This is a genomic window from Vibrio amylolyticus, assembly GCF_023145695.1.
Classification (GTDB): Bacteria; Pseudomonadota; Gammaproteobacteria; order Enterobacterales; family Vibrionaceae; genus Vibrio; species Vibrio amylolyticus.
In genome coordinates, this window is the sequence record NZ_JAJHVV010000012.1 from 20,348 (window position 1) to 45,839 (window position 25,492).

At 42.8% G+C, this 25,492-nt stretch carries 22 protein-coding genes; 6 read left to right on the top strand and 16 right to left on the bottom strand.

Features of this window, described 5'->3' with window-relative positions; translation table 11 throughout:
* Positions 1-27: 27 nt before the first annotated feature.
* On the top strand, positions 28-1,605 hold the full coding sequence (locus KP803_RS17550) for a BCCT family transporter (protein ID WP_248010262.1): 1,578 nt from the start codon (positions 28-30) through the stop codon (positions 1,603-1,605).
* 81 nt (positions 1,606-1,686) lie between these two features.
* On the opposite strand, the gene KP803_RS17555 is transcribed toward KP803_RS17550, so the two are convergent.
* Together KP803_RS17555 and KP803_RS17560 are read right to left on the bottom strand one after the other, a co-directional pair.
* The gene (locus KP803_RS17555) at positions 1,687-2,403 is read right to left on the bottom strand and encodes a 3'-5' exonuclease (protein ID WP_248010170.1); all 717 of its coding nucleotides are present in this window, start codon (positions 2,401-2,403) and stop codon (positions 1,687-1,689) included.
* Between the two features lie 9 nt (positions 2,404-2,412).
* Entirely contained in the window at positions 2,413-4,302 is a 1,890-nt protein-coding gene (locus KP803_RS17560; protein ID WP_248010171.1) for a putative nucleotidyltransferase substrate binding domain-containing protein, read from the bottom strand.
* Between the two features lie 250 nt (positions 4,303-4,552).
* Here KP803_RS17560 and KP803_RS17565 point away from each other — a divergent pair, with 250 nt between their 5' ends.
* Positions 4,553-6,436, top strand: coding sequence for a methyl-accepting chemotaxis protein (locus KP803_RS17565; protein ID WP_248010172.1), 1,884 nt, complete (start codon positions 4,553-4,555; stop codon positions 6,434-6,436).
* A gap of 99 nt (positions 6,437-6,535) precedes the next feature.
* Here the strand turns inward: KP803_RS17565 and KP803_RS17570 are convergent, their stop codons facing one another.
* The 6 genes from KP803_RS17570 to KP803_RS17595 all read right to left on the bottom strand — a co-directional run bounded on the left by KP803_RS17570 (position 6,536) and on the right by KP803_RS17595 (position 11,603).
* Positions 6,536-7,639 (bottom strand): phosphoribosylaminoimidazolesuccinocarboxamide synthase, encoded by a 1,104-nt coding sequence (locus tag KP803_RS17570; protein ID WP_248010173.1) that lies wholly within the window; start codon positions 7,637-7,639, stop codon positions 6,536-6,538.
* Between the two features lie 225 nt (positions 7,640-7,864).
* Entirely contained in the window at positions 7,865-8,254 is a 390-nt protein-coding gene (locus KP803_RS17575) for a hypothetical protein (RefSeq protein ID WP_248010174.1), read from the bottom strand.
* 212 nt (positions 8,255-8,466) lie between these two features.
* Positions 8,467-8,649 carry a hypothetical protein gene (locus tag KP803_RS17580; protein WP_248010175.1) on the bottom strand — a complete coding sequence of 61 codons (183 nt, stop codon included), beginning with the start codon at positions 8,647-8,649 and terminating at the stop codon, positions 8,467-8,469.
* A 183-nt stretch (positions 8,650-8,832) separates the two neighbouring features.
* Positions 8,833-9,855, bottom strand: coding sequence for a J domain-containing protein (locus tag KP803_RS17585; protein ID WP_248010176.1), 1,023 nt, complete (start codon positions 9,853-9,855; stop codon positions 8,833-8,835).
* A gap of 157 nt (positions 9,856-10,012) precedes the next feature.
* A complete protein-coding gene (locus tag KP803_RS17590) occupies positions 10,013-10,696 on the bottom strand; it encodes a DUF2786 domain-containing protein (protein ID WP_248010177.1) in 684 nt (227 codons plus the stop codon).
* A 223-nt stretch (positions 10,697-10,919) separates the two neighbouring features.
* Positions 10,920-11,603, bottom strand: a complete 684-nt coding sequence (locus KP803_RS17595) for a DUF3334 family protein (protein WP_248010178.1) — start codon at positions 11,601-11,603, stop codon at positions 10,920-10,922.
* A 209-nt stretch (positions 11,604-11,812) separates the two neighbouring features.
* On the opposite strand from KP803_RS17595, the gene ydiJ reads away from it, so the two are divergent.
* Together ydiJ and KP803_RS17605 are read left to right on the top strand one after the other, a co-directional pair.
* On the top strand, positions 11,813-14,842 hold the full coding sequence (gene ydiJ, locus KP803_RS17600; RefSeq protein ID WP_248010179.1) for a D-2-hydroxyglutarate dehydrogenase YdiJ: 3,030 nt from the start codon (positions 11,813-11,815) through the stop codon (positions 14,840-14,842).
* Between the two features lie 121 nt (positions 14,843-14,963).
* A complete protein-coding gene (locus KP803_RS17605) occupies positions 14,964-15,425 on the top strand; it encodes a methyltransferase family protein (RefSeq protein ID WP_248010180.1) in 462 nt (153 codons plus the stop codon).
* A 93-nt stretch (positions 15,426-15,518) separates the two neighbouring features.
* Here the strand turns inward: KP803_RS17605 and KP803_RS17610 are convergent, their stop codons facing one another.
* The 6 genes from KP803_RS17610 to hutC all read right to left on the bottom strand — a co-directional run bounded on the left by KP803_RS17610 (position 15,519) and on the right by hutC (position 22,948).
* Positions 15,519-16,244: a DUF3581 domain-containing protein gene (locus KP803_RS17610; RefSeq protein WP_248010181.1), complete on the bottom strand. Its 726-nt coding sequence runs from the start codon at positions 16,242-16,244 to the stop codon at positions 15,519-15,521.
* A 169-nt stretch (positions 16,245-16,413) separates the two neighbouring features.
* Entirely contained in the window at positions 16,414-17,946 is a 1,533-nt protein-coding gene (hutH, locus tag KP803_RS17615; protein WP_248010182.1) for a histidine ammonia-lyase, read from the bottom strand.
* 102 nt (positions 17,947-18,048) lie between these two features.
* The gene (hutU, locus tag KP803_RS17620) at positions 18,049-19,746 is read right to left on the bottom strand and encodes a urocanate hydratase (protein ID WP_248010183.1); all 1,698 of its coding nucleotides are present in this window, start codon (positions 19,744-19,746) and stop codon (positions 18,049-18,051) included.
* 89 nt (positions 19,747-19,835) lie between these two features.
* Positions 19,836-20,876, bottom strand: a complete 1,041-nt coding sequence (gene hutG / locus KP803_RS17625) for a formimidoylglutamase (protein ID WP_248010184.1) — start codon at positions 20,874-20,876, stop codon at positions 19,836-19,838.
* On the bottom strand, positions 20,873-22,126 hold the full coding sequence (hutI, locus tag KP803_RS17630; protein WP_248010185.1) for an imidazolonepropionase: 1,254 nt from the start codon (positions 22,124-22,126) through the stop codon (positions 20,873-20,875). Before hutI ends, hutG begins: the two co-directional genes overlap by 4 nt.
* Before the next feature lie 108 nt (positions 22,127-22,234).
* A complete protein-coding gene (gene hutC / locus KP803_RS17635; RefSeq protein ID WP_248010186.1) occupies positions 22,235-22,948 on the bottom strand; it encodes a histidine utilization transcriptional repressor HutC in 714 nt (237 codons plus the stop codon).
* Positions 22,949-23,117: 169 nt separating this feature from the next.
* Between hutC and yqfB the strand changes: the two genes are divergently transcribed.
* Positions 23,118-23,432, top strand: coding sequence for a N(4)-acetylcytidine aminohydrolase (yqfB, locus tag KP803_RS17640; RefSeq protein WP_248010187.1), 315 nt, complete (start codon positions 23,118-23,120; stop codon positions 23,430-23,432).
* Between the two features lie 116 nt (positions 23,433-23,548).
* Here the strand turns inward: yqfB and KP803_RS17645 are convergent, their stop codons facing one another.
* A complete protein-coding gene (locus KP803_RS17645; RefSeq protein ID WP_248010188.1) occupies positions 23,549-23,875 on the bottom strand; it encodes an HI1450 family dsDNA-mimic protein in 327 nt (108 codons plus the stop codon).
* Between the two features lie 5 nt (positions 23,876-23,880).
* Complete coding sequence (gene efpL, locus KP803_RS17650) at positions 23,881-24,447, bottom strand: elongation factor P-like protein EfpL (protein WP_248010189.1); 567 nt, start codon at positions 24,445-24,447, stop codon at positions 23,881-23,883.
* 130 nt (positions 24,448-24,577) lie between these two features.
* On the opposite strand from efpL, the gene KP803_RS17655 reads away from it, so the two are divergent.
* Positions 24,578-25,345: a nucleotidyltransferase domain-containing protein gene (locus tag KP803_RS17655; RefSeq protein ID WP_248010190.1), complete on the top strand. Its 768-nt coding sequence runs from the start codon at positions 24,578-24,580 to the stop codon at positions 25,343-25,345.
* Positions 25,346-25,492: the final 147 nt, after the last annotated feature.

Sequence of the window (25,492 nt, forward strand, 5' to 3'; positions counted from 1 at the left end):
CTACAAGTCAAGCTTAAGAGAGGAATGATGACTAAAGGGATTGATAAGTACAGTATCGACAGTACTGACTACACCGTTGGGCAAGATAACGTCCAAAAATGGGGATTTGATGTACATAATCCAGTATTCGGGATCAGCGCGGGTTTAATTGCACTATTTTTAGTTGCGGTATTAATCTCAGATGTAGAAACCGCAAAAAGTGCTCTCGATGGCGTAAAGTGGAAAATTATTGGTGCATTCGACTGGCTATTTATTTGGTCTGGTAACATCTTTGTACTATTTTGTTTAGCTCTCATTGTTTCCCCGTTTGGTAAAATTCGCCTAGGTGGTGATGATGCAACAGCAGATTACTCATTAGTATCCTGGTTCTCAATGCTGTTTGCTGCAGGTATGGGTATTGGCCTGATGTTCTGGAGTGTGGCAGAACCTGTTGCTTACTTCACTGGTTGGTATGAAACGCCTTTGAATGTCGCTGCTAATACGCCTGAAGCTGCAAAGTTAGCGATGGGTGCAACGATGTATCACTGGGGTCTACACCCTTGGGCTATTTATAGTGTCGTTGCCTTATCATTGGCGTTCTTTGCCTACAACAAAGGCCTTCCACTTTCGATTCGTTCGATTTTCTATCCAATCTTAGGTGATAGAGCCTGGGGCTGGGCAGGACATATCGTTGATATCCTTGCGGTATTGGCCACTCTGTTTGGTCTGGCGACATCATTGGGTCTGGGCGCACAACAAGCTGCGAGTGGTATCCACCATGTATTTGGCGTTGATACCGGCCTTACACTTCAAATTATTGTTATTACTATCGTAACTTTATTGGCTGTCGTATCGGTTCTACGTGGTATCGATGGTGGTGTTAAAGTGATCAGTAACATCAACATGCTGGTTGCTATTGTTCTGCTTGTCTTAGTTGGTTTGATTGGCTACGCGGTAACACTTGGATCTATTCCAACAACGATTTCAGCTTATGTTGAGAATATTATTCCTTTGAGTAATCCACATGGTCGTGAAGATGAAGCGTGGTTCCAAGGTTGGACGGTATTCTACTGGGCTTGGTGGGTATCTTGGTCGCCATTCGTTGGTATGTTCATTGCGCGTGTCTCACGTGGTCGTACCGTTCGAGAATTCTTAACTGCCGTACTACTTGTTCCGACAGCGTTCACAGTACTTTGGATGTCAACGTTTGGTGGCATGGCCATTGAGCAAGTGAAAGAAGGTGTTGGAGCACTAGGCACAGAAGGTTTGACGGATGTGTCACTAGCGATGTTCCAGATGTTTGATTTGTTACCGCTAGGCTCACTGTTATCAGTAATTGCCATAATTCTTGTATTGGTGTTCTTTATCACCTCTTCAGACTCAGGCTCACTGGTCATTGATAGCATTACCGCTGGTGGTAAAGTTGATGCTCCTGTGTTGCAACGTGTTTTCTGGGCCTTTATGGAAGGTGCCATCGCGGTTGCACTTCTGTGGATTGGTGGAACAGAAGCGGTACAGGCACTTCAAGCGGGGGCTATCTCGACAGCACTACCGTTCGTTATTATTCTATTATTGATGTGTGTTAGCTTACTGATGGGTATGCGCACCGAGCGCTTTAACCGCTAGTCAGCGTAAAATTGGTAATATAATAAAAACTCTAGCTTTTTAGCTAGAGTTTTTTGTTTTTAGTCACTGTTCGTTGAATGGTTACAACCAAAAATCACGAATAGGTTGTTTCGCATCATAATGGTAGGCGATTTGAGCTTGTAGTAGCTCAGCTGTTGCAATGGCGTCTGTCAACGCGTGGTGCGGTGTGTAAGGGGGAAGTCCGTAGCGTTCGCGGCTTTTACCCAGTCTTACTGATTGTGGTTTTTTACCTTTAAGCATATTCCAGAACCCTCCAGCCCATAGAGCTTGAATATTCGATTCAATATGCATAGTGTCAATGACAGGGAATTGAATTCCCTCATTAAATCGGGATCTTAGCGCCTTATCTAAAAACTCTCGCTCAATACGATTGTAATGAACAACCAAAATATTTCCGGCTATGCAATCGAGAATTTCTTCTACAACCTCAGTTAAGTCTGGCGCATCGATAATATCATTATGAGTGATGCCATGAATAACAATCGAGTCGTCGTTAAGTTGTTTTCGTGGCCTAACTGTCCAATGCCTTGCTCGGTTCAAATAGATTCGGTTCAGCGTAAACGGCACTAAACCAACGGTAATGATATCGTCTTTTTTCGGGTCTAATCCTGTCGTTTCGAAATCCACGGCAAGAAATTCGACCTCACTCATTGAGCTCGTACCTTCAGGAATAGGCTGCTCATAGAAGCGTTTCAAAACAGGATGCTTAGCCTGCGCTAATTGTTTACTTAACTTTAGCGTCCAATCAATCGTTGGTTTTCCGACAAAATAACTCATAGTGAAACCCTACTTAAAGCTGTTGTTTGCTTGATAGCGGAACTTCAGGAAATTCTGCGCGTTACTCAGTATTTGAAACGCATCCTTTAAGTTACGGCGCTCAAAATCAGATAAGTTTTCCGGCTCAATATTGTTATCCGGTTCTATTTCATTTTCTACATCTAAGGCTTGGTGGCGAATTCGCACCATGGAAATAAATTCCATCGCATCTCGAAGATCTTGTGCTCGACCTTTTGGCAATATTCCAGCATCGATAATGTCATCTAAGCGTTCAAACGAATTTCTTGAGCGAGAGCCAACGGCAAGTGCATGCACGCGTACGAGATCGGCTAGAGGTGCAGTACCTCGACGTTTAAGGTTGATTGAGTTGTTATGACGACCGTCTTTTTCCATAACAAAATCTTGGAAAAAGCCCAGAGGCGGTGTGCGATTAAGCGCATTACGGGCGAGGCATGCCAGAAAACGATTGTTCTTTCTCGCTCTTCGAACAATAAAGCTATTCAGCTGTTCTGCCCATTTTAGACGACCATACACTCCATCTAAATCGAAGAAAATGGAGGAGTTTAGCAGTGCTTTCGGGTTTGGATCATCGATCCAGTCTGAGAAGCAAGCTTCCCATTCTCTGCGAGTCATACGCCATTCTGGATTTGTCGCCATGATATCGCCGGTACATAAGGTATAGCCACACTTAGCTAACCCTTCGCACACAAATTTAGAGAGCTTTTCAAAGTAAGCGTTATGTTTTTCTGGAACGTAGCTGTCATCGAGAATAATGGCGTTATCCTGATCGGTTACGATCAGTTGTTCGTCACGTCCCATTGACCCTAAGGCTAGAAAACAGTATTGAATTGGAGCTGGACCAATTTCTTGCTCTGCGAGTTCAATGATACGCTGCTTAAAGCTTCGACCAATTACCGACATCGCGGTACCCACCATGTGGGAGTTGGCATCTTCGTTAACCAAACGGACAAAACTGTCTTTTACTTGTTCCGAAACCTGTACTAACTCTTCTATCGATTGTTGCTGGAAAATACTGCTTACCAGAAGGAGTGAGTTCTGCGATTCATAACGAACGATATCAGTGGCTTCGATAATACCAATCGGCTGCCTGTCTTTTAATACAGGTAAGTGATGAACGTTATAACGAAGCATCGTCAACATCGCTTCATAAACGTAAGCGTTATGATCGAGTGAAATGACTTCGGTGGTCATGACACTTGCCACATCATCACTCGGGTCTAATCCGTCAGCAATCACTCGGGTACACAAATCTCGGTCAGTAATGATGCCTAGCACAGGGCTATCGTCATTTTCGTCATCATCGAGCTTATTTTGATCAATGATCAATAAAGATGAAACGTTCTCTTCAGCCATTTTAATTGCCGCTTGCTGAATCGTCTCAGTACCTGCAATAAAGAGTACATCACGGGTTAGAAGTGTTCTTACTTTACAGGTTGTAAGATCATTTTCGTCTTCAGTGTTAGAAACCGTTTGTCTTAAACGGGCGTTATCTTCCACTTCGACAAAGTCGGCAAACGAGTCATGATTGTCATAGAGTTCTTGGAATATTTTATCTGGTAGGCAATAGAGTAGAGTATCTTCGATCGCCTTAGCAGGAAGCTTCACTTTATTATTGGTGAGTAGCCCCATTTGGCCAAACAGCGCTCCCTCATCAATACGGTTATATAGCTCGCCCTTACGCCGATAAACTTCCACAATGCCACTACGGACAATATATAAGTCATTGATGTTGTCCCCAAAATGGATGATTGGTGTGCCTTGACGGTAGTAGGAGATTTCAATGTGCTTTGTGACGTGCTCTAAGACATCTTCAGGTAGGTCATCAAATGGAGGTCGTTGGGACAAAAAGTTTTGAATCTCAAGTAGTTCAGCTTCCATTATGTGAATCCATTAAGTGTTTTTTATATAGTACACGATTTTATTCGTTAACGCCGATCTTGCCATAGATAGAAAAACAGCAACTGGCGAAAGTTTGCTCGTTTTAGAGCGCCTTAAATCTGTAAAAATTAAATAAAACCGATGTCAATTTATAACTACACCGCAGAGATAACATTATTGATCTAACTTAATGAATCTACCGCAAGTAATCTGTACTATCTCGCATTATTTTATTGAAATGAAAGAAGATATGAAATTAACTCTAAAGCAAAAGCTCACAGCAAGCAGTATTGCAGCGGTGGTTTTGATGGCGGTTATTCTAACAACGCTATCGGGAGTAAAACTCCTTAATGAAACGTCCTCGAATATCTATTCTCGGTCGGAAAGTATTGCAGCAACGGCATCAGAAGGTATTTCTGAATGGGTGGATATCCGCAAAAATATTGCTTCTGCGTTTAATGATAACAGCAGTCAGTCAGACGTTGTGCCATTCTTGAAGCAAGCTAGAGTCTCTGGTGGTTTTGATGATATCTTCTTTGGTACGGTTGAGGGTGAAATGCTTCGCTCTCATCCTGAGCGTAATAGAGCAGGGTACGATCCTAGAGAGCGTCCTTGGTATAAAGACGCGCTTATTGCGAATCAACAGATTGTAACAACGGCTTATCAAGATGCGATTACGAATGAGTTACTCGTTACGATCGCAGAGCCTCTTTATTCAGGTTCACAATTAAAAGGTGTGGTTGGCGCAGACGTTCTATTAGATCAATTAGTCTCGGATGTAATCAATCTTGATGTAGGTTTGAATTCTTACGCGATGTTGATTGAGTCTGTAGATGGGACTTTCTTAGTACACCCAGATAAAAGCCTAACGCTGAAATCGATAGACCGATTATCACCGATTCTTTCTATGCCATTCGTAGAGAGTGCGATTCGAAATAATCAAGTAGAAAGAATCTTTGAAAATGGCAAAGAGAAGCTTGTTTATTTCTATCGAGTAGCTGGGACAAGTTGGATACTTTCAATTGTTATGGACTATGAGACCGAAGCGGCGGGAAATATTTCGCTATTGAAGAGCTTAGCATTCACGGCTTTAACAGTGACTCTTTTTGTCGCGTTCGTGATATCGGTCTTAGTTAATTTCTTATTTAAAGACCTTACTCGAGTGTCAGACGCGATGAAAAATATCGCAAGTGGTGAGGCCGACTTAACTCAGCGCATTACACCTCGTTATGATGATGAAGTTGGAAGAATCGCGAATGACTTTAATCTGTTCGTGGAAAATATGCATGGTGTTGTCAGTAAGCTGAACAATGTTTCTTGCTCTCTATCGAACCAAGCAAGAATCACACTTTCTCAATCTGAAGTTCGTAGTCAGCGTATTGTGTCACAGCAAGACGATATCAATATGGTCGCGACGGCAATTGATGAAATGGGTGCAGCAACGCAAGAAGTGGCAGGGAATGCAGAGAATACAGCTCAACAATCTGATCAAGCTGTTATTGCCTGTGTTCATGGTACGGATCGAGTGACTCAAACTCATAAGTCCATTAACAGCCTTGAGGCAGAGGTTCAGTCAGCAACAGAAATCATGAAAGAGCTTGAGCTTCATGCAAATAGTATCAACTCAATTATCGCGACGATTCAAGGCGTAGCGGAGCAAACCAATCTACTCGCATTAAATGCAGCGATTGAAGCAGCTCGTGCAGGAGAGCAAGGGCGAGGCTTTGCAGTCGTTGCCGATGAAGTCCGTGTTTTAAGTCAACGTACCCATGCGTCAACAACAGAAATACAAACGATGATTGATACGTTGCAAACGACAACCGTTAAAGCCGTTAGCATAATGAACCACAGCCGAGAATTGGCGGTGACGAGTGTTGAAGACGCAAACTTAGCAGCGGTAAGCCTAGATCAGATTCAAAACTCAGTGCGTTTGATTAACGACATGGCAACGCAAATTGCCTCTGCAGCAGAAGAGCAAGCGACGGTAACATCGGAAATATCTCGAAATACGATCGGTATTCGTGATGTTTCAAATGAACTCTCATCAGAGTCTCAGCAAGCAGCCGCACAAGCATCAGAGCTTTCGCAGCTGTCTGAAGAACTACAAAAAGAGATAGGCCGCTTTAAACTATAAGCGCCCTTAATCGAAAATGTGATAACAAAAAAGCGCCAGTTTTAAACTGGCGCTTTTTATTTAACAAATGAAGCTAACAGTAGCCATAATTTCCTAAGATCAATCAATTAATCCGTAGTCGTTACGCAGTACATCAATGATCTCTTGCTTTGGATTTTCACTTAGGTGAATAGCGTTACCTGTGATTTTTTCAGCGATACTGATATACGTTCTAGATATATCCATGAGTGCTTCATGAGGTAAGGCATTGTCTCGTGCAAGCGCTTCACGCTCGGGCATTCTCTCTTTGTTAAGAAGAATATCAGGATCAGGAAAATGATTTAAAAGAAACTGTCTAAAGCCTTCTTTTGAGTTTTCAACGATATTACCCGCTTGGTATTCTTTAGTATCCCATATACGTGAAGAGTCAGGTGTACCCACTTCATCCATGTAGATAAGCTTTTCATTCCCCGCTGCATCGTTGACGTAACCAAATTCAAATTTAGTATCAACAAAGGTTTGATCAACTTCCGCAAGTGCTTTACTGATAACGCCAAAACCTTCTTTAAGCAGAGTTTCATATTTATTAATATCTTCTGCTTTGGTGAAATTGAACGCACTGAAGTTTTCTTCAATATTCTTACGAGAAATATTCACGTCATCCGCTTCTGGAACGCCAGGGATTCCTTTTAAAATGCCTTTTGTAGAAGGGGTGATCAGAAGTTCAGGTAATACTTTATCTTTCTCTAATCCTTCTGGTAGTTCGATGCCGCAAAACTCACGTTCGCCTTTCTCATAAGCACGCCACATAGAGCCAGTGATGTAGTTTCGGCAGATTGCTTCAATCATCACTGGTTTAGCTTTTTGTACAATCCATACAAATGGGTGTGGGATATCAAGTATGTGGCTGTCTGCGAGATTGTTCTTTTTAAACAGATCAAACCAATGATTAGAGATGGCGTTTAGAGCAGCACCTTTGCCAGGAACGCCTTTTAGCCCACCTTCTGCATGCCAAATACAATCGAAAGCGGATATACGATCGCTGATCACCATGATAGCCAGCGGAGCATCAGAAGCGACATCGTAACCTTTCTCCTGAATAAGACGCTTACTGTCATCTTCAGTTAACCAATACACAGAGCGGACTTTACCGCTGTGAACAGGTTTGTTGGTACGGATTGGTAAATCGTCATTAACGGCTAAGACTTGATCAGCAGTGCTCATTAGACATTCCTACTTTTATTAAACGTCGAATTGAGAAAGTGTCTAAGCCGACTAAATGAGATGACTTAGACAGTGAATATGCTGAGCATCATACCAGAACTTTTGTGACTCGCCACTTAAAAAGCAAACGTTTGCCTTTTGATTTCATACATTGAATATATAAGAGGGGAAATAAAAAAGCCTCAACAAGTGAGGCGTAAAGAGTGTGAAAAGACGTTGACCTTATTAATGGTACTTTTGACCTCTGCCTTCAACGAAAAATACTTCACATTCATGGTGTGATGCTAATGTTTTTAGTAGTGCTTGATTAACCTGATCGATGTTGTTTGAAGCGACAATTGCACAGGCATTACCTGACTTTATCGCTTTGGTTACGGTTTCTAATTCAGACATTGATTGAGAAGGCTTCATATGAATGATTTTATTACAGCTCACTTTTGAAGAAGAGAACTGATTAAAATCAGGACGAGGACAATCAGAAGTAAACAGAATCCACTGATGACTATGAGATAACCCTGACAATCGGGACATCACTGAATCGTCAATGTTCATCGCTGCTGTTGGCTGCGCAAGTGTGTTGTATTTTGAGTACTGATTAGTTCTAAGTTGCAACATGTCCTGTCCTTTTATACATACTGTATGCCTATACAGTAGTTTTATTTTGGATAAGGATCAAGTAGAAAATGAATGAAATTCGAACAAAATGTGAACTGTATTGGTTAATTCGAGTGTTTATGAACCAGATAAGAGCAACAGTAGAAAGTCGAGGCACAAAAAAACCGCTTTGAAAGCGGCCTTTTATATTTGGGAAGTGTGTTAGATAGTTATCAGCAGTGAACGCTTTGACGTTCCATCTGACGTTGTTCAGCGATATTAAATTGGCGGACGTCTAACGTAGCGAGTTCAATACAATCTTCGCAAGAGTGGTTTGATTTACCGTCAATATAGTTAAGTTGAGTGAGTACACTTGGTTTTTTACACCAGTCACAAGTACCTTCTGTGCTAAACATTCATTTCTCCCTATAGGGTTAGTTTCGATATCTATCTTCCACTGGCATTATGACATACCTAAGTAGGATAAGTTAATTGTTTGTTACTTTAGTGAGAGCGTAATCGCTTGCGCAAGCTTATTGGTTGGGAGTTATGGGGCGGTTTACATTCTGAAATGATATTTAACATATTATGATCATTTGCTATTTTTGTTTTAGATTGGTTGAAATAATCTTCAACGCGTTATTAAGCCGCTTCATCTCGTCTTCACTTCCACTTAAGTCTGGATGGTAAACCTTTGAAAGTTGTTTATAGCGAGTTTTAATTTTCTTTTGATCGGGTAGTTGCTTAGGTTGGAAACCAAAAATAGCACATGCTATCGCTAATTTTTGTTCTTGTGGATTTGGTTGATTTGGTTGATTTGGCTGTTGCAGCCGTTTTACTTGCTTGAACAGGGTTTCCATTTGACGTTTTTGCTGCTTAATCGTCTTAGCTTGGCTTTGAACGGTTTCAGCTAATGTTTCGGAATGACCTTTTTCGGTTAGAATCTTCGAGTTTTTACGGCGCTTTACGAACAGTGAAATTAAAGCAGAAATAACGATGAATATGACAACAAACAGCTGGTTTGAGTAAGCTTGATGAGCTGTTGATGATGGCTTAGAACTGACGTTGGAACTAGTGCTATCGAAACCTTGGTTACCTGGTTCAAAAGCGATATCGAGTTGATCAAGTGATGAGACTTGTTGGGCTTTACGCTGATTAAACTTGGCTTCTAATACTCGGCTATATCCAATGTCGGCCATTTCACTATGTGGTTGAGCGATCAAGTACCAAAGCTCGGCCATATCAAGATTGTTCGGTTTCTCTTGTGTTTTTTCGTAGATAGTCGCGATAGCGACTTGAGCATCAATGTTTCCCTCTAGAGACAGCTTCGTTAACCAATAGAGTGCTTGAGAGAGGTCTGGCTCTACACCTAAACCTTTTAAATAGAGAGTGGCTAAAGAGAATTGAGATTGAACATGCTCTTGCTTTGCGGCTTGTAAATACCAATAAAGGGCTTGCTCGTAATCTTGTTGAGTCGAAGAGGTCTCATAAAGGTTTGCCAGTTGAAATTGCGCACGCACATTATGTTGTTCGGCTAACGGAGTTAACTCAGAAATAGTACTCCCAAAGGATAGAGTCGGGACCAATAGTGATAGCGAGAACAACCATTTCAAAATCTTCACATCCCTTTGTTAATTAATGAATAGAACCTGATGGTCGCTCATTCATAGTTAAGATTAGCCGATATTATCCTGTGTCGTGCTATTTAATAGTGCTTGATCTATAAATCGTTACTGATGTCGTCCGGCAGCGTAAAGCCACTTCTATCTATACAGGGGACTATCGCAACTTCTTTGGAGCCTGCGCACCATCTATTGGGCGGCTTACCGAAAGTTTGCGTCCTTTTTTCAATCCAACTTCATAGTCTGCAGTTAGGTTTTTCATCGCTTCTTTCAACTGTTGTTTGAATGTTTCACGATCGATATTTTCAAATTCTTTATCAATATAATTGTTAATCTTGTTATTGGACTCATCGTCAGGGGTAATAACCGGCAGCTTTTCTAAGGCGCCCTCTACCCAACCAGAAACGAAGGAGTTAACTCGGCGAGTGACTTCAGCAGAAGGTGTGCCGCTTCCTGAAAAACTGTTTCTAAATTGGCCAGTATGTTCGTTCATTTCTCGGTAGATAATATCGAAAGCGAAAGCGGCAAAAATGGCTCTATCTGCTTCACCAATAAACTCGACCCGTTTAAGACCTTTATGGTTTAGTAACACCGCTTCGACACCGAATTTCGTGTTAATCCCACGAATAACACGTAGCAAAGTGGAACTGATGTTAGCTGGAAGTAGGTGAGAAGATTGAGTTTTCCCCATCTTGATGAACTCAATATCGTCTTTATCCAGACCATATTTAAGCATTAAGCTATGGGCCATTTTGATGGCGTTAGCGGCTTCATTCACGTTTGCTGAGTTACCAAGTTCTAAGCACTTGGCGATTTTCTTTAGAGCTTTTTGTTTATTCATCGATAATTAACAAGGCAGATGCAATTTTTACAAAGTCTGCCATATTACCTTTTTATGACTGAAAACAGAATAACTCTGACAAAATTACCAATAAGAATTTTAACGTGTAGTGAGGTTTATGATTGAAACTCATCGGTAATAAGAGGGGAGTCGTTATCGGCTAATGCGGTTCATTAGCCGACAAGTGACTGTTACGTAAAAACTCTCTATGGGTTAGTGAATTTTAGATTCCGAGTTCGTCTAAGAGGTCGTTTGCGATATCGTTGCTTGGCGCTTCGTTCTTCTCTTTCTTATTGCCCATGTTGTTTTGTGTCGCCTCTAAAATTGAATCAGGGCACTCATCTTCCGCAACTTCGAATTCTTCTAATTGAATAAACTCAGTTTTATCCATCGCCAATTCGAGATAGAAAATATTGTTTTCTGCTGTTGAGAAAGTAACGCGACGAGCTTGAGGTCTATCAAGGTTTGTATCTACAGACAGAATCACTTGCTTATTTAGCGCTAACATTTTTGGTTGGTTTTGAGTGATGTTGGTTTGTAGCTCTTTTCGAATCTTATTTGTGAAGTCGCCGACCAGTTGATTCATTAACTCACCAAGTACATCACCCACTTCATCTGAAGTGTGTAGTACGGCCAGTTCGTCTTCTGGCATACCCATGTTGCGCATGTAATTGGTATAGACTTCTAATGCGGCTTTAGCAGTAAAGTTAATAACGACAAGACCAGAGAAGCCACCGTCAAATAACACAAAACAACCAAAATCTGGTTTCAAACTGGTCTTGTTGATTTTCTGAACCATCGCTGAGTATGAAATTTTTGTGTCTGTTGCTGAGGTTAATACGCCAGATACGGATTGGCACAATTTGAGAAGAATATCCTCAGTGGTTACAATTTTATTCTTTTTCATTATTAGTTCACTCTAAGTCAAAGCTATTTATTGAATGCAACGCCCATTTTTAGGTTTAAGTTTTAAAAAATAAAGCATTAGTTTCATTTTATGATTGAGAATCTGTTTTGATCACGTTTTCAAATGTTGTAAAGTGACCAGATTCAAAAAAATTAATAAATACAATTACCCATAGCTGATTGGATCAGCGCTGTAGGGGCAGGAAGCACATGTTACCAAGACTTCAATCTCAATCTGATGTCGACCCAGTCGTACTCAGTTATCTCAAAGAACTTAAACAATCGGGTTTTACTGGTGATATTGAATCACAGTATTCAAGCCGCTTAGCCGTTGCGACGGATAACAGTGTTTATCAGCAACTACCACAAGCTGTTGTGCACCCAAGAACCACACAAGATGTCTCTCTTATAGGTAAGGTTAGTTCAAAATCTGACTATGAGCGCATAACATTTTCTCCTAGAGGCGGGGGCACTGGTACCAACGGTCAATCCTTGACGAAAGGTGTTGTGGTCGATTTGTCTCGCCATATGAACAAAGTACTTGAAATCAACGAGCAGGAAGGCTGGATAAGAGTGCAAACGGGCATCATAAAAGATCAGCTTAACGATGCTGTTCGCCCGTTTGGTTTCTTCTTCTCTCCTGATTTGTCGACCAGTAATCGTGCGACATTAGGGGGGATGGTCAATACGGATGCATCTGGACAAGGCTCATTAAAATACGGTAAAACGTCTGATCATGTTTTATCTCTTCAAGCCGTTTTCTCTGATGGCAGTATGTTGGAGTCAGACCTATCCCTCGGTTTGCCAAATGCTGAAACACAAGCCTCAACAGCACTAGAGGTAACGGAAAAGGTATGTCGAGAAAACCGAGCGAAAATCATTGAGAAGTTCCCTCCACTGAATCGTTTCCTAACCGGGTACGATCTAAAAAATGCTATTGATGATAACGACGAGTTCAACTTCACTCGTGTCCTGTGTGGTGCTGAAGGCTCCTTGGCATTTATCACTGAGGCGAAGTTAAACCTAACGCCAATTCCTAAAGCTAGAACGCTTGTTAATGTTAAATACTCAAGTTTTGATGCGGCCTTGCGTAACGCTCCCTTCATGGTTGAAGCGAAAGCGTTGTCGGTCGAAACGATTGACTCTAAAGTTCTAAATTTGGCCAAGCAAGATATCGTTTGGCATACCGTGAGTGACCTTTTGCGAGAAGTGCCAAATAAAGAGATGCTTGGCATTAATATGATCGAATTTGCTGGTAATGATCAACAAGAGGTTGCCGATCAAGTCGATTCTTTAGTTGAGCAGATTGAGTCCATGATGCTCAACGGTGAAGCGGGCATTATTGGTTTTCAGACGTGCAGTGATGTCGGCAGTATTGGCAAAATCTACAATATGCGTAAAAAAGCGGTAGGGCTACTTGGCGCTGCGAAAGGTAAAGCCAAACCCGTTGCATTTGCTGAGGACACGTGTGTACCACCAGAGAACTTAGCTGACTTTATTGTTGAGTTTCGTCAGTTACTCGATAAAAAAGAACTTAATTACGGCATGTTTGGTCATGTGGATGCGGGTGTCCTGCATGTACGTCCAGCGCTTGACCTATGCGATCCCGCTCAAGAAATGCTGATGCATGAAGTGTCTGATGAAGTGGTTAAGTTGGTGGCAAAATATGGTGGATTAATGTGGGGCGAGCACGGTAAAGGTTATCGTTCTGAGTACGGTCCTGAGTTTTTTGGTGATGTGTTGTTTAACGAGCTTCGTCGAGTTAAAAAAGCATGCGATCCACTGAATAGAATGAACCCTGGCAAGGTGTGTACGCCGCTTGATAGCAATGCGGAGTTGGTCAAAGTTTCAGACACTAAGCGTGGTTACTTTGATCGCCAGATCGATGTTCAAGTACGTGATAGCTTTAAACAAGCTATGGAATGTAATGGTAATGGCCTTTGCTTTAATTACGATACGTCCTCACCAATGTGTCCGTCAGCTAAGGTGACATCAGACAGACGCCATTCACCGAAAGGACGGGCAGGGCTTGTTCGAGAGTGGTTACGTCAACTCACTGAGCAGGGCATTGATATTCTCGATGTAGAAAAGCAAACCTTATCAGGAAAGTTGAGTATTAAGTCGCTTATTGAGCGTGTACGTAACCGTGTTAATAAACGTCATGAATACGACTTTTCTCATGAAGTTTATGAAGCGATGAATGGTTGTTTAGCTTGTAAAGCCTGTGCGAGCCAATGTCCAATTAAAGTCGATGTGCCAAGCTTCAGGTCTCGATTCTTAAACCTCTATCACACACGCTATCAGCGTCCGGCGAAAGATTATTTAGTCGCGAATATTGAGACCATGTTGCCTTTGATGGCGAAAGCGCCAAAAGTTGTGAATGCTGTCATCAAGCTTCCTCTTGTTCAGTTATTGACGGAAAAAACGATAGGTTATGTTGATACACCTTTAATGTCTGTTCCGACGTTAACGGATAGATTGGTCAATCCAACCAAATTTGATCTTCAGCATTTAGCGAGCCTTTCTGCGGAAGAGAAAAAAAATCACGTCCTAATTGTTCAAGACCCATTTACTAGCTTTTATGACGCTGAAGTCGTGGAAGATTTCATTACCTTAGTTTCAAAACTCGGTAAAACACCCGTGCTATTACCATTCAAACCCAATGGTAAAGCGCAGCATGTGAAAGGTTTTTTGAGCCAGTTTGCGGCTAATGCTAAAAACACCGCGACCTTTTTGTCACTGGTCGCCGATCTTGGTATTCCTTTGGTCGGTGTCGACCCTGCTTTAGTGCTTTGTTACCGAGATGAATACAAAGAAGCGCTTGGTAAGGAGCGTGGTGAATTTGATGTACTAACGGTACATGAATGGCTATTGCCAAGATTGGATGATGTTCAGCTTAATCGAACGACAGAAAGCAAACCGTGGTATCTGCTAGCGCATTGTACTGAAAAGACTAAGATGCCCAATGCTGAAAAAGAGTGGGGTGAGATCTTCACGCGCTTTGGCTCTGAACTTAATACGGTTCCAGTTGGGTGTTGTGGCATGGCGGGTACATTTGGTCACGAAAAAGATAAGCTTGAGATGTCTGAAGACATTTATAAATTGAGCTGGAAGCCTAGATTAGAAACATTACCTTCAGAGCGTTGCCTAGTGACTGGATACTCTTGTCGTAGCCAAGTGAAACGCTTTGAACAGGTGAAAGCGAAGCATCCATTACAAGCCTTGCTAGAACTCGTGTAGCGCTTGTGACGTAGTATAAGTAACCAATATTCAATTAGATAAATAGCCCAGATGAACAATCTGGGCTATTTTTATTTAGGGTTGATGTTCGGCATAAATGACGAGCTTAGTGGGAGTAGCAATGAATACGTTAGAGTTAAAAATACCACCTGTCGCGGTGTTTCTTATTGTCGCTTTAATGATGAGTTATATCGCCAAAAATATGCAGTTCGCTCACCTCGGGATTCCATTCTCACAGCTTATTTTTCTGGTGTGTTTTATTATCGCGTCTTTCATTGCGCTGTCTGGAGTCAGAGAGTTTCGAAAAGTTAACACTACGGTAAACCCAGTTCGACCAGAAACCGCGTCTACTATTGTGGATAGTGGGATTTTTGGTTTTACTAGAAATCCAATGTATCTGGGGTTGTTTATCTTTCTTTTCGGTATTGGCTGTTGGCTTCAGAACGGGATAAGTCTGTTGATGAGTTTTAGCTTTATTTGGTATATGAACGGTTACCAGATCAAACCAGAAGAAGCGGCCTTGGAAAAATTGTTTGGTGCTGAATATATGGCGTATAAGCAGCGAGTGAGACGATGGCTTTAGTTCGTTCACTTTAAAAAGAAAAACGCCCACTTGTAATAAGCGGGCGTTTTAGTATTCGGGCTATTTAATTGCTAATTGCTAATTGCTAATTGCTTACGCTGCGGCTGCAAACTGCGCTAAGAACATTTCTTTACGTTCGTTAAAGCGGTTAACTAGGTCGTCAACTGAAGCTTGGTCGTAAGGCTTTAGGCCGCTTGCTACCATGCGTTTAACACCTTTACCCACTATCGCACCGTCTTCTTTGAATGCGAAGTTAAGCGTAACGATGCCGCGTTTGCCATCAACATCAAAAGTTGCACCTGTGAAATCCACTTCAGGGTGAGTCAGATCTAAACGGTCAAATTCAACTTCCATGCTTTCGTAGATTACTAATGGACGCTGGCAGTTGATCATCATCTGCTGTTCTTCCATTAAAGGCACCATGATATGTGGGAAGTTCATGCCAGAGAACTGAACGTAGTTAGTCACGACATGCTCAATGAAAGCAGCGTTGTGGCTCACTTCACCTTCACGGCTCATGTGAAGGTATTCTTTACCTTTCTCATCAACCAATGCGCTCTCTTTGTCACATTTGTTTTCAACACTCAATGCGATACCGTCGTTCACCATGCCTGAAAAATCAAACCGCATTTTCTTGCTGATGCCTTCTTTTTGTAGCAGTACTGCAAAAAGCAAATCGCCAGGCACGCAAAAGCGCTTGTTATCTTCATCGTGGATAGGATTAAAGTCACCCGCTACTTTCTTTGCAAAGTGGCTTGCCTGTTCACGTGTGAATTTAAATTGATGGTCTTGTGTTGAAACAAAAGGAGTCAGAAACATAATCTACAATCGGTTGCAAAATCTGAAGCGGAGTATATAGGAAAAGTAGATTTCTATTGGTCCATCCAGTGTAGAGTTGATTTAAATCAATAGGTTATAAAAAAGGCCCATACAATGTGGGCCTTTTTTGTAAGCGAGCGTGTACTTTTTCCGTCTCTATCTCGTCATGCTAGTAGCTGTTAAAGAGTTGCGAGGGTACTAAATGGTTATGTACTGCTAATTTAAGTAGCGCATTGGCCTGCTCAATATCAGGAGCGAAATAACGGTCTTTGTCGTAGAAGGATACTTTCTTTCGTAAAATGGCCTTCGCTTCTTCAATGCGTTCGGACGATTTTAGCGGTGCTCTAAAGTCTAGCCCTTGCGCTGCTGACAAATACTCAACCGCTAAAATACCGCGAGTGTTTTCGGCCATGTCTTTAAGCCTTCTCGCAGCAAAGGTCGCCATTGAAACGTGGTCTTCTTGGTTAGCTGAGGTTGGTAAACTATCAATCGAAGCAGGGTGAGCCAACGTTTTATTTTCACTCGCTAGAGCAGCAGCGGTCACTTGTGCAATCATAAAGCCAGAGTTCACACCACCGTTGTCGACAAGGAAAGGGGGAAGCTTACTTAACGCGCTGTCAATGAGAAGTGCCATTCGTCTTTCAGACAGGCTTCCAATCTCGGCAATGGCGAGTGCAAGGTTGTCTGCTGCCATAGCGACGGGTTCAGCGTGAAAATTACCGCCTGAGATGATGTCACCATCTTCTGCAAAGACCAATGGGTTGTCTGAGACCGAATTCGCTTCAACTTCAAGCGTTGAGGCTGAATTTCGAATCTGCTGCAGACATGCGCCCATAACCTGTGGCTGACAACGCAGTGAGTAAGGATCTTGCACCTTTTCACAAGCGGTGTGTGAATCACCTACTTCGCTGCTACCGTCGAGGATATAACGATAGGCTTCCGCAGCATCCATTTGAGTTCTATGGCCCCTCACGCGATGAATTCTTGGGTCGAAAGGTCGTCGGCTTCCTAGTGCTGCATCTACCGTCATTGAGCCACACACGGTTGCGGAAGCAAACAAATCTTCAGCAACAAAGAGCCCTTCTAATGCAAATGCGGTTGAAGCCTGCGTACCGTTTAGAAGTGCAAGCCCTTCTTTAGGCGCGAGTGTGATTGGAGAAATACCTGCAATACTTAGCGCTTCAAGCCCAGACATGATTTTTCCGTTGTGTCTGGCTTCGCCTTCACCAAGAAGGATCGTACTCATATGGGCGAGGGGAGCAAGGTCACCGGATGCGCCGACCGATCCCTTTTGTGGGACACATGGGTAAACCTGCGCATTAACCAGTTCAATGAGTGCATTAATAACGGATAAACGAATGCCAGAATAGCCACGAGCGAGGCTGTTGATCTTTAGAACCATCATCAAGCGAACGGTTTCGTCTGACATCAGTTTACCAATACCCGCAGCATGAGAAAGTACGATGCTTCGTTGTAACGTTTCTAAATCTTCAGGAGCAATCCTTGTATTCGCAAGCAAGCCGAAGCCAGTGTTGATTCCATAAACAGTTCGGTCTTCCGCAATCACTTGATTGACAACCTGTGTACTTGCTTCAATGTCTTCAATCGCATCGGGGCTTAATGACAAATTCACCGGCGAACGGCTAACTTGGCGGAGTTCTTTTAAGCTAATATTTCCCGGCTTTAGCATGAGGTTTAACATCTTCATAAGTCCTTAAATTTCTTCTCTATCGATGCTTTGCAGGCATAGGGCTTGTTGCTGATTAGCCTGCAAAGAGTAGGGTGGTTGTTGAGCCTAATTTGCTTACTTAAGCTTACGAAGTTCTTCATTTAGCATTGGAAGATCGAGGCCTTGCTCTGCCGCACAACGTTTCGCAATGTCGTAGCCAGCATCAGCATGGCGCATAACGCCAGTTGCTGGGTCATTGTGCAGCACTCGTGCTATTCTTTCTGATGCATCGTCGCTACCATCACAACAAATCACCATACCTGAATGTTGCGAGAAGCCCATTCCTACACCGCCACCGTGGTGAAGTGATACCCAGGTGGCACCGCCAGCTGTATTGAGAAGAGCATTCATCAGTGGCCAATCTGAAACCGCATCAGAGCCGTCCATCATGCCTTCAGTTTCTCGGTTTGGACTTGCAACAGAGCCCGAGTCTAGGTGATCTCGTCCGATGACAATCGGTGCTTTCAACTCACCATTTTTCACCATCTCATTAAAGGCTTGGCCCAAACGTTCACGATCTTTTAAACCAACCCAACAGATACGAGCTGGCAGCCCTTGGAATTGAATACGTTCGCGCGCCATGTCTAGCCAGTTGTGGAGTTGAGGGTTGTCTGGAATCAGTTCTTTTACTTTTTGGTCTGTTTTGTAGATATCTTCTGGATCGCCGGATAATGCAGCCCAACGGAATGGGCCAATGCCTTCACAGAACAGAGGTCGAATGTAAGCAGGAACAAATCCAGGGAAATCAAAGGCATTTTCCACGCCTTCTTCAAGTGCCATTTGGCGAATGTTGTTTCCGTAATCAAGCGTTGCAGCACCGCGATTTTGCAGATCGAGCATCGCTTGTACCTGTATCGCCATCGACTGCTTAGCTGCTTTGACGACTTTCGCTTCATCTTCTTTTCTAACAGATGCTGCGTGTTCCATGCTCCAACCTTGAGGAAGGTAGCCATTCAACGGGTCATGGGCTGAGGTTTGATCGGTAACCACATCAGGGGTGATGTTTCGTTCAACTAATTCAGGGAATACGTCAGCGGCATTACCAAGTAAACCCACCGAAATAGGCGTTTCTGATTCATAAATCATAGCGAGTGCTTCGTCGACGCTGGTGGCTTTCTTATCTACATAGCCAGTGCGAAGACGATAATCGATTCTTGATTCATCACACTCAACAGCGAGCATAGAGAAGCCAGCCATTGTGCCCGCTAAAGGTTGAGCGCCACCCATGCCTCCAAGGCCGCCTGTGAGAATCCAACGATTACTCGGATCGCCATTAAAGTGTTTTTTAGCCACAGAAACGAAGGTTTCATAAGTGCCTTGAACGATGCCTTGTGAGCCAATGTATATCCAACTTCCCGCGGTCATCTGACCGTACATCATTAGCCCTTGCTTATCGAGTTCATTAAAGTGCTCCCAGTTCGCCCAGTGTGGGACAAGGTTGGAGTTAGCAATTAATACTCTTGGTGCATTTTTATGAGTAGGAAAAACGCCAACAGGTTTACCTGATTGAACTAGTAGAGTTTGATCATCTTCGAGTCGCTCAAGAACTTCAACAATCTTATCGTAACATTCCCAATTTCGGGCGGCGCGGCCAATACCACCGTAGACCACAAGTGCATGAGGATGTTCTGCCACATCAGGGTCTAGGTTGTTCATTAACATTCGAAGCGGCGCTTCCGTTAACCAAGATTTTGCACGAAGTTTGGTACCGTGTGGGGCACGAATAATTCGAGAGGTGTCGAGACGCTTATCTACAGTCTGGCGTTCCGTCATGTAAATCTCCTTAATAAGGTTGTAGGGTAGTTATGTGATTAGTTATTGGATTATTTATTGTTATATAACGTGTTTACTGAACAGAATTTCTATTCAGTGTGTTGCACAGCAACATGTTCCGCCATCGCGTTAGCAATATCCCAACAGAGTCGAGCCGCGAGCCTTGCGGTTTGGCTGTCGACATCGTATGTCGGGTTATACTCTGCAATATCGGCGATAATGAGTTTGTTTTTGTAGTGAACAATACGTTCTAAAAACATGGCTAAGGTTTCGTAGCTCACTCCACGTGCCGCAGGCGCGCTAACACCGGGGGCCGTGGCGGCGGGAAACACATCAAGATCGATAGTGAGGTAGAGAAAGTCACAGTTATCGATAAAGTGCTGAAGCTGAGTGAGATGATAAATGTGGTTCATGTGCGACATCTGTTTGTCTTCTACGTACCACACATTCAGCTCATCGGCGGTTTTGAATAGCGCTGTGGTATTACTGGCGCGACTTACCCCCAAACAGGCGTAGTGAAAGTCCCATTCATTTTGTTGGCAGTAATGGTGAATCTGGTTGAAAGGTGTCCCTGAGCTGGGTTTAACGTCAGCGTGATCGCTTTCAAATGCCCTTAAATCAAAGTGTGCGTCGAAATTAATAATGCCAATTTTTGGTTTTAAATCTGGCTTTGTTATTTTTAGATGGTTGGCGAGTCCTAGAAAGGATGCCCACGCTATTTCATGTCCGCCGCCTAAGGTAATAACGGGGGTATGGACAAGTGCTTCAGTGATGACGTTTGCGGTGTGAGACTGGCTTTCCTCTAGTAGATCGTCTTCACAGATAACATTACCCAGATCGACGATTGGAACGGGTTTGTGCCACGCCATGTTTGCCAATGCGCGACGAATTAAATCTGGGCCTTTCTTTGCACCGACTCTACCTTTATTGCGCAAGACGCCCGCATCAGTGGCAAAGCCTAGAATACTAATGGCGTTCTTTATCGTTGCTAGCTCGTGCGCCTGTTTTTTCTTAATGACGTGGTGAACGCGTTTACCTAAGTCTCCGTCTTCGGCATCGTGTCTTCCCTGCCAATGGAAATCTTGATTGGTTATCAATGGTTGATTGTCGATTGAATATTGCTCACTCATGATTGCTCTCCGCCTAGGCATAGCACACCATCTACGATGCGAGTAGCTAAGCGTGGAACACCAACTTGATAACTAAGATCAGCTGGGTGAGGTATATCCCATATCGCCAGATCGGCATCGAACCCTGTTTTTATCTGCCCTCGGGTTGTTGAATGACCAAGCGCTTGTGCAGCGTGACAAGTAACGCCACGCAGTGCTTCTTCAGGTGTTAAGCCAAATAAGGTACAACCCATATTCATCATCATAGTCAAGTCTGCGAAAGGTGAGGTACCAGGATTGAAATCCGTTGCGATCGCCATCGGCACATTGTGTTTACGCAATAGCTCAATAGGAGGAAGTTGAGTTTCTCGAAGGAAGTAAAAAGCGCCAGGAAGTAGGGTAGCGACCGTGTTGGAACTGGCCAGAGCTTCAACACCAGATGAATCAAGAAACTCAATATGATCAACCGATAAACCCGAATAGTGAGCCGTTAGAGCGCTTCCACCTAGATTAGAAAGCTGTTCGGTATGGCCTTTTACATGCAGTCCATTTTGTTTAGCGGCTTGGAAAACTTTTTCGGTTTGCTCAAGGTTGAAACCTATGGACTCGCAAAATACATCGACCGATGAGGCAAGATTCTCCTCGGCGACGAGCGGAATGATTTCCTGACAAACAAGGTCTATATACCGATCTGCATTGTCTTTGAATTCAGGCGGAACAGCGTGCGCGGCTAATAAAGTCGTTTCAACTTTAATATGTGCATGATGTTCTAGAGCTTTGGCTGATCGTAACATCTTAATTTCATCTTTAAGTGTTAACCCATAACCAGATTTAACCTCAACGGATGTCACTCCCGTTTGCATAAGCCCAGTTAAGCGTGGAACCGCGAGTTCTGTTAGCTGATCAACCGTCGCATTTCGGGTGGCATGAACCGTTGATAATATTCCACCGCCTTGCTTGGCAATTTCAGTATAAGGAACCCCCTTTAGGCGCATTTCAAATTCGTTGGAGCGGTTACCGGCAAAGATTAAGTGCGTATGGCAGTCGATCAGCCCAGGCGTGACTAATTTACCCTTACAGTTGTAAACGACTTTAGATTGCTCTTCTGGTTTTAATGGAGAGGCAGAAACTGCTTCTGAATTGGATATCGCTACGATCTTTCCAGACTTTATCTGAAGGGTTTTAGGTGAGCTTACTTGGTAGCCTTGATCGTTGGGTGTCATCGACACTAAACGAGCATTTACAAGTGTTAGATCGTAGCTGGATTCCATTAACTGTCTCAATCTTAATTTAAATGTATATACAATTAATAGTTCAAGACGCGTATGAGGGCAAGATGGATGTTATAAATATGTGATCAAACAATAGTCTATTATGCTCTATTGAAGTAAAATTTTAGAGCTTAATTTGTATTTTGAGGCGGGATGGTAGAGTAATGCTGTGCTGATCAGCTTGTCGTGGCTCCACGTTCGTCTGTTGAGTAGCAAGCAAGGTTCGACAGAGCTTAAGGCCAAAGCGTTTCTGACATTATCTTCGGGGATGATCGCTTCCACAGTATGTTCTATCGCGCTGAGAGGGCAATTGTCTGAGAGGTATTGATTAGGGGTTATCGCTGAAAAATCTTGCTGTAGATAGCTTGGAGCGTAGAGGGGGTTTACCCAGCGAAGTTCGAGCTGAATAGGTGTGTTATCTTCAAAGTGGATGATTTCACTAAAGTAAATGTCTTTACCGAACATGACCCCTAATTGAGTAGCGATTCTGTCATCTGCTTTGATAGCAACTTGTTTTAGGACTTCACTGCGGTAGCTTCTTCCACGTTGTGCCACTTCATCTGCAATATTTCGAATATCGAGTAGGGGAGACTCTGCTTTTTCAGGGCTCTGGCAAACAAAGGTACCTGCACGAGGCTTTCGTTGTAGCTTTCCTTCATTCACTAAATCTCGAATGGCTTTATTCACCGTCATACGACTAACATCAAATTGCTTGGTCAATTCAATTTCAGTGGTAATACGATGACCAACGGGCCAGCGCCCAGAGTCGATTTGTTCTGATATAAAACGTTTGATTTGAATATAAAGCGGTGAACTAGGCATATACAAGCTCGAAATAATTGACTATACAAATAGTGTGTCAATTAATAAGAGATTGCAACTGTCGTTAGGAGAATTATGATGAACGACTTAAGTCTTGCATTTTAATTAGCGCTGATGGGTAAGGTGACATTACCCGATTAAATATAACGAAAATAACAGAGAGATAATGATGCCTTATCCTACAGAGATGACTTTTTTTGAACGCTTCGAAGCGGATATTTTGTCTGGTAAGAAAACGATAACGATTCGAGATGAAAGTGAACGAGATTACCGCGTCGGTAGTGTCGTGGACGTAAAAACCCTAGAAGCGGGGCGTCGATTCTGTAAACTAAAGATAAACGCTGTAGACCCTATTCTATTTAGTGAACTTAATGACTTTCACGCAGAGCAAGAGAATATGACATTAGCTGTGCTGAAAGGCGTGATCAATGAGATATACCCAGGTACAGAGCAGCTCTACGTGATTAGCTACGAGCTTGCTTAGATTGTTTTTTAGAACGTTCTAGTGCTTGAGTAATAATGAACACAAAAAATAAGCGCCAACCTTACGTTAAGGTTGGCGCTTTTATATGTATCGATAAACGTTTAAACAAAAACGAATTAATCACGTTTCCAAAGCATGTGACAGAATTTGTTGTCTGGGTCACGGCTAACTAGCATACGTGCGAACACATCATCGAGCGTGTCATTTTCTTCGTTAACTAGACCAATTCGAACTTCAGCGTAGACTTCTTTATCTACGTCAAAGCCAACATGACTACCCCAGTCGTCGCCCGTTTCCACTAACTCTGCAGCACCACGATCTTCGAACTGAGCGGTGAAAATGATCACATCTGCAGGTTCTAGATTGTCAGGCGCCATTTCAAGGAAAATATCGTATGCCACATCAATAGCATCGTCGTATGAGATTAGGTTTTCTTCAGACATAGTCATTAAGCTCGACTTGTGTATTTGCGTTCAGCGATATTGATAATAACGCGGTCGCCAGTTGCGATGTACTCAGGAACTTGAATCGTTAAGCCCGTTGCAAAACGAGCTGGCTTAGTACGAGCTGAAGCTGAAGCGCCTTTGATTGAAGGGTCAGTCTCTTCGATCACCATCTCAACGGTAGAAGGTAGTTCAAGGCCGGCTACTTTGTCGTCTACGATAACCACATGCATGCCTTGGGTGTCTTCGTTAATGAACAGCAGGTCATCTTCGATATCGGCTTTGTTGAATGTGTATTGAGTGTAATCTTCGTTATCCATGAAAATATACTCTTCGCCATCAACGTATGAGAATGTTGACTGGCGCTTGAACATTTCAACTGTATTGATAACTTCATCTGCTTTTAGACGCTCATCAACGCGAGCACCTGTTGCGATGTCAGTACAACGCATTTTATAGATCTTAGTTCCGCCACGGCCACCTGGAGTGGTTACTTCAATATCTTTAACAAGTAGTGTCTTACCGTTTGATTCAATGGCAAAACCTTTTTTAATTTCACTGGCTCTAGGCATCAGAGAGGTCCTTTGTATTTAGTTTGGGGGCATTATACCAACTAAGTGACAAGAAGGAATCTCTTGATCGAATTCCTTCTGTGAGCGACCATTAAGCTTGTTTTCATCACTGAGCATATTGACCTTTTCCATGACTCTTCAAGTTATCGACCCGAAACAACCTTTTCAGAGCGAATATCAACCAGCCATCAATGATCTATTGAAATTTTTACGTGGCGGCTTAGGAGAGAACCTCCACAGTGTTTATCTATATGGAAGTGTTGCAAGAAAAACGGCGAAACCTGGAAAGTCGAATATTGATGTTATCGTCGTGACAAAACGTTCATTTAGTGACACCAGAACGACACTGCTCAATACCATTAAATGGCGCTTTCAGCAGAGCTTTAAACATATAACCGAAGTTTCGATCAAAACGGTTTTGAGTTCAGAGGTTGCGACGTTAGAGAGTATTTTTTCTTGGGGCTTTCAGCTTAAACACTGTTCTGTCTGTATTTATGGTGAAGACTTATCTGAGTGTTTTGGTGACTATGAGCCTAGTTGGGAAATAGCCAAGCATTGGAATATGGATGTCGAAGACTGGTTGGCTGTATATCGAAACCGAATTGCTCGTTCTAGTTCCGCAGAAGAGCAAATAAAAGCACAAAAGATAATTGCAAAAAAACTACTGAGAGCGAGTCACTCTTTGGTGATGCATCGCGACAAAAAGTGGTTTGACGATCCAACCGAGTGTGGCAAGCAGTTTCTGCGATTTCATCCGGAAAAAACAGTCGATATAGAAAGGTTGAACATCTTACTGATGGATCGAGCGATTCCAAAACGTTCTGTGGTAGGGATTTTAGACAGTTTCGGGGATTGGTTAGTGAAGCAGTATAAAAAAACTGAGTTTAGAATTGGCTAATAGTTAGCTTCAAAGGGCGCTCCACTTAGCGTTTATGTTGAGAACGTTGCAATATTATTGCGTACAAAATCACACTTGGTCACTATATGGAAACATCGGATTGTCTTAATCTTGATATTTCATGCAAATATATTGAGTAAAAATAGA

Bases quoted from the DNA above. Each gene is read 5' to 3' on its own strand.
- KP803_RS17550 (WP_248010262.1), top strand. From the start codon at position 28: ATGACTAAAGGGATTGATAAGTACAGTATCGACAGTACTGACTACACC.
- KP803_RS17555 (WP_248010170.1), bottom strand. From the start codon at position 2,403: ATGAGTTATTTTGTCGGAAAACCAACGATTGATTGGACGCTAAAGTTA.
- KP803_RS17560 (WP_248010171.1), bottom strand. From the start codon at position 4,302: ATGGAAGCTGAACTACTTGAGATTCAAAACTTTTTGTCCCAACGACCT.
- KP803_RS17565 (WP_248010172.1), top strand. From the start codon at position 4,553: ATGAAATTAACTCTAAAGCAAAAGCTCACAGCAAGCAGTATTGCAGCG.
- KP803_RS17570 (WP_248010173.1), bottom strand. From the start codon at position 7,639: ATGAGCACTGCTGATCAAGTCTTAGCCGTTAATGACGATTTACCAATC.
- KP803_RS17575 (WP_248010174.1), bottom strand. From the start codon at position 8,254: ATGTTGCAACTTAGAACTAATCAGTACTCAAAATACAACACACTTGCG.
- KP803_RS17580 (WP_248010175.1), bottom strand. From the start codon at position 8,649: ATGTTTAGCACAGAAGGTACTTGTGACTGGTGTAAAAAACCAAGTGTA.
- KP803_RS17590 (WP_248010177.1), bottom strand. From the start codon at position 10,696: ATGAATAAACAAAAAGCTCTAAAGAAAATCGCCAAGTGCTTAGAACTT.
- KP803_RS17595 (WP_248010178.1), bottom strand. From the start codon at position 11,603: ATGAAAAAGAATAAAATTGTAACCACTGAGGATATTCTTCTCAAATTG.
- ydiJ (WP_248010179.1), top strand. From the start codon at position 11,813: ATGTTACCAAGACTTCAATCTCAATCTGATGTCGACCCAGTCGTACTC.
- KP803_RS17605 (WP_248010180.1), top strand. From the start codon at position 14,964: ATGAATACGTTAGAGTTAAAAATACCACCTGTCGCGGTGTTTCTTATT.
- KP803_RS17610 (WP_248010181.1), bottom strand. From the start codon at position 16,244: ATGTTTCTGACTCCTTTTGTTTCAACACAAGACCATCAATTTAAATTC.
- hutH (WP_248010182.1), bottom strand. From the start codon at position 17,946: ATGTTAAACCTCATGCTAAAGCCGGGAAATATTAGCTTAAAAGAACTC.
- hutU (WP_248010183.1), bottom strand. From the start codon at position 19,746: ATGACGGAACGCCAGACTGTAGATAAGCGTCTCGACACCTCTCGAATT.
- hutG (WP_248010184.1), bottom strand. From the start codon at position 20,876: ATGAGTGAGCAATATTCAATCGACAATCAACCATTGATAACCAATCAA.
- hutI (WP_248010185.1), bottom strand. From the start codon at position 22,126: ATGGAATCCAGCTACGATCTAACACTTGTAAATGCTCGTTTAGTGTCG.
- hutC (WP_248010186.1), bottom strand. From the start codon at position 22,948: ATGCCTAGTTCACCGCTTTATATTCAAATCAAACGTTTTATATCAGAA.
- yqfB (WP_248010187.1), top strand. From the start codon at position 23,118: ATGCCTTATCCTACAGAGATGACTTTTTTTGAACGCTTCGAAGCGGAT.
- KP803_RS17645 (WP_248010188.1), bottom strand. From the start codon at position 23,875: ATGTCTGAAGAAAACCTAATCTCATACGACGATGCTATTGATGTGGCA.
- efpL (WP_248010189.1), bottom strand. From the start codon at position 24,447: ATGCCTAGAGCCAGTGAAATTAAAAAAGGTTTTGCCATTGAATCAAAC.
- KP803_RS17655 (WP_248010190.1), top strand. From the start codon at position 24,578: ATGACTCTTCAAGTTATCGACCCGAAACAACCTTTTCAGAGCGAATAT.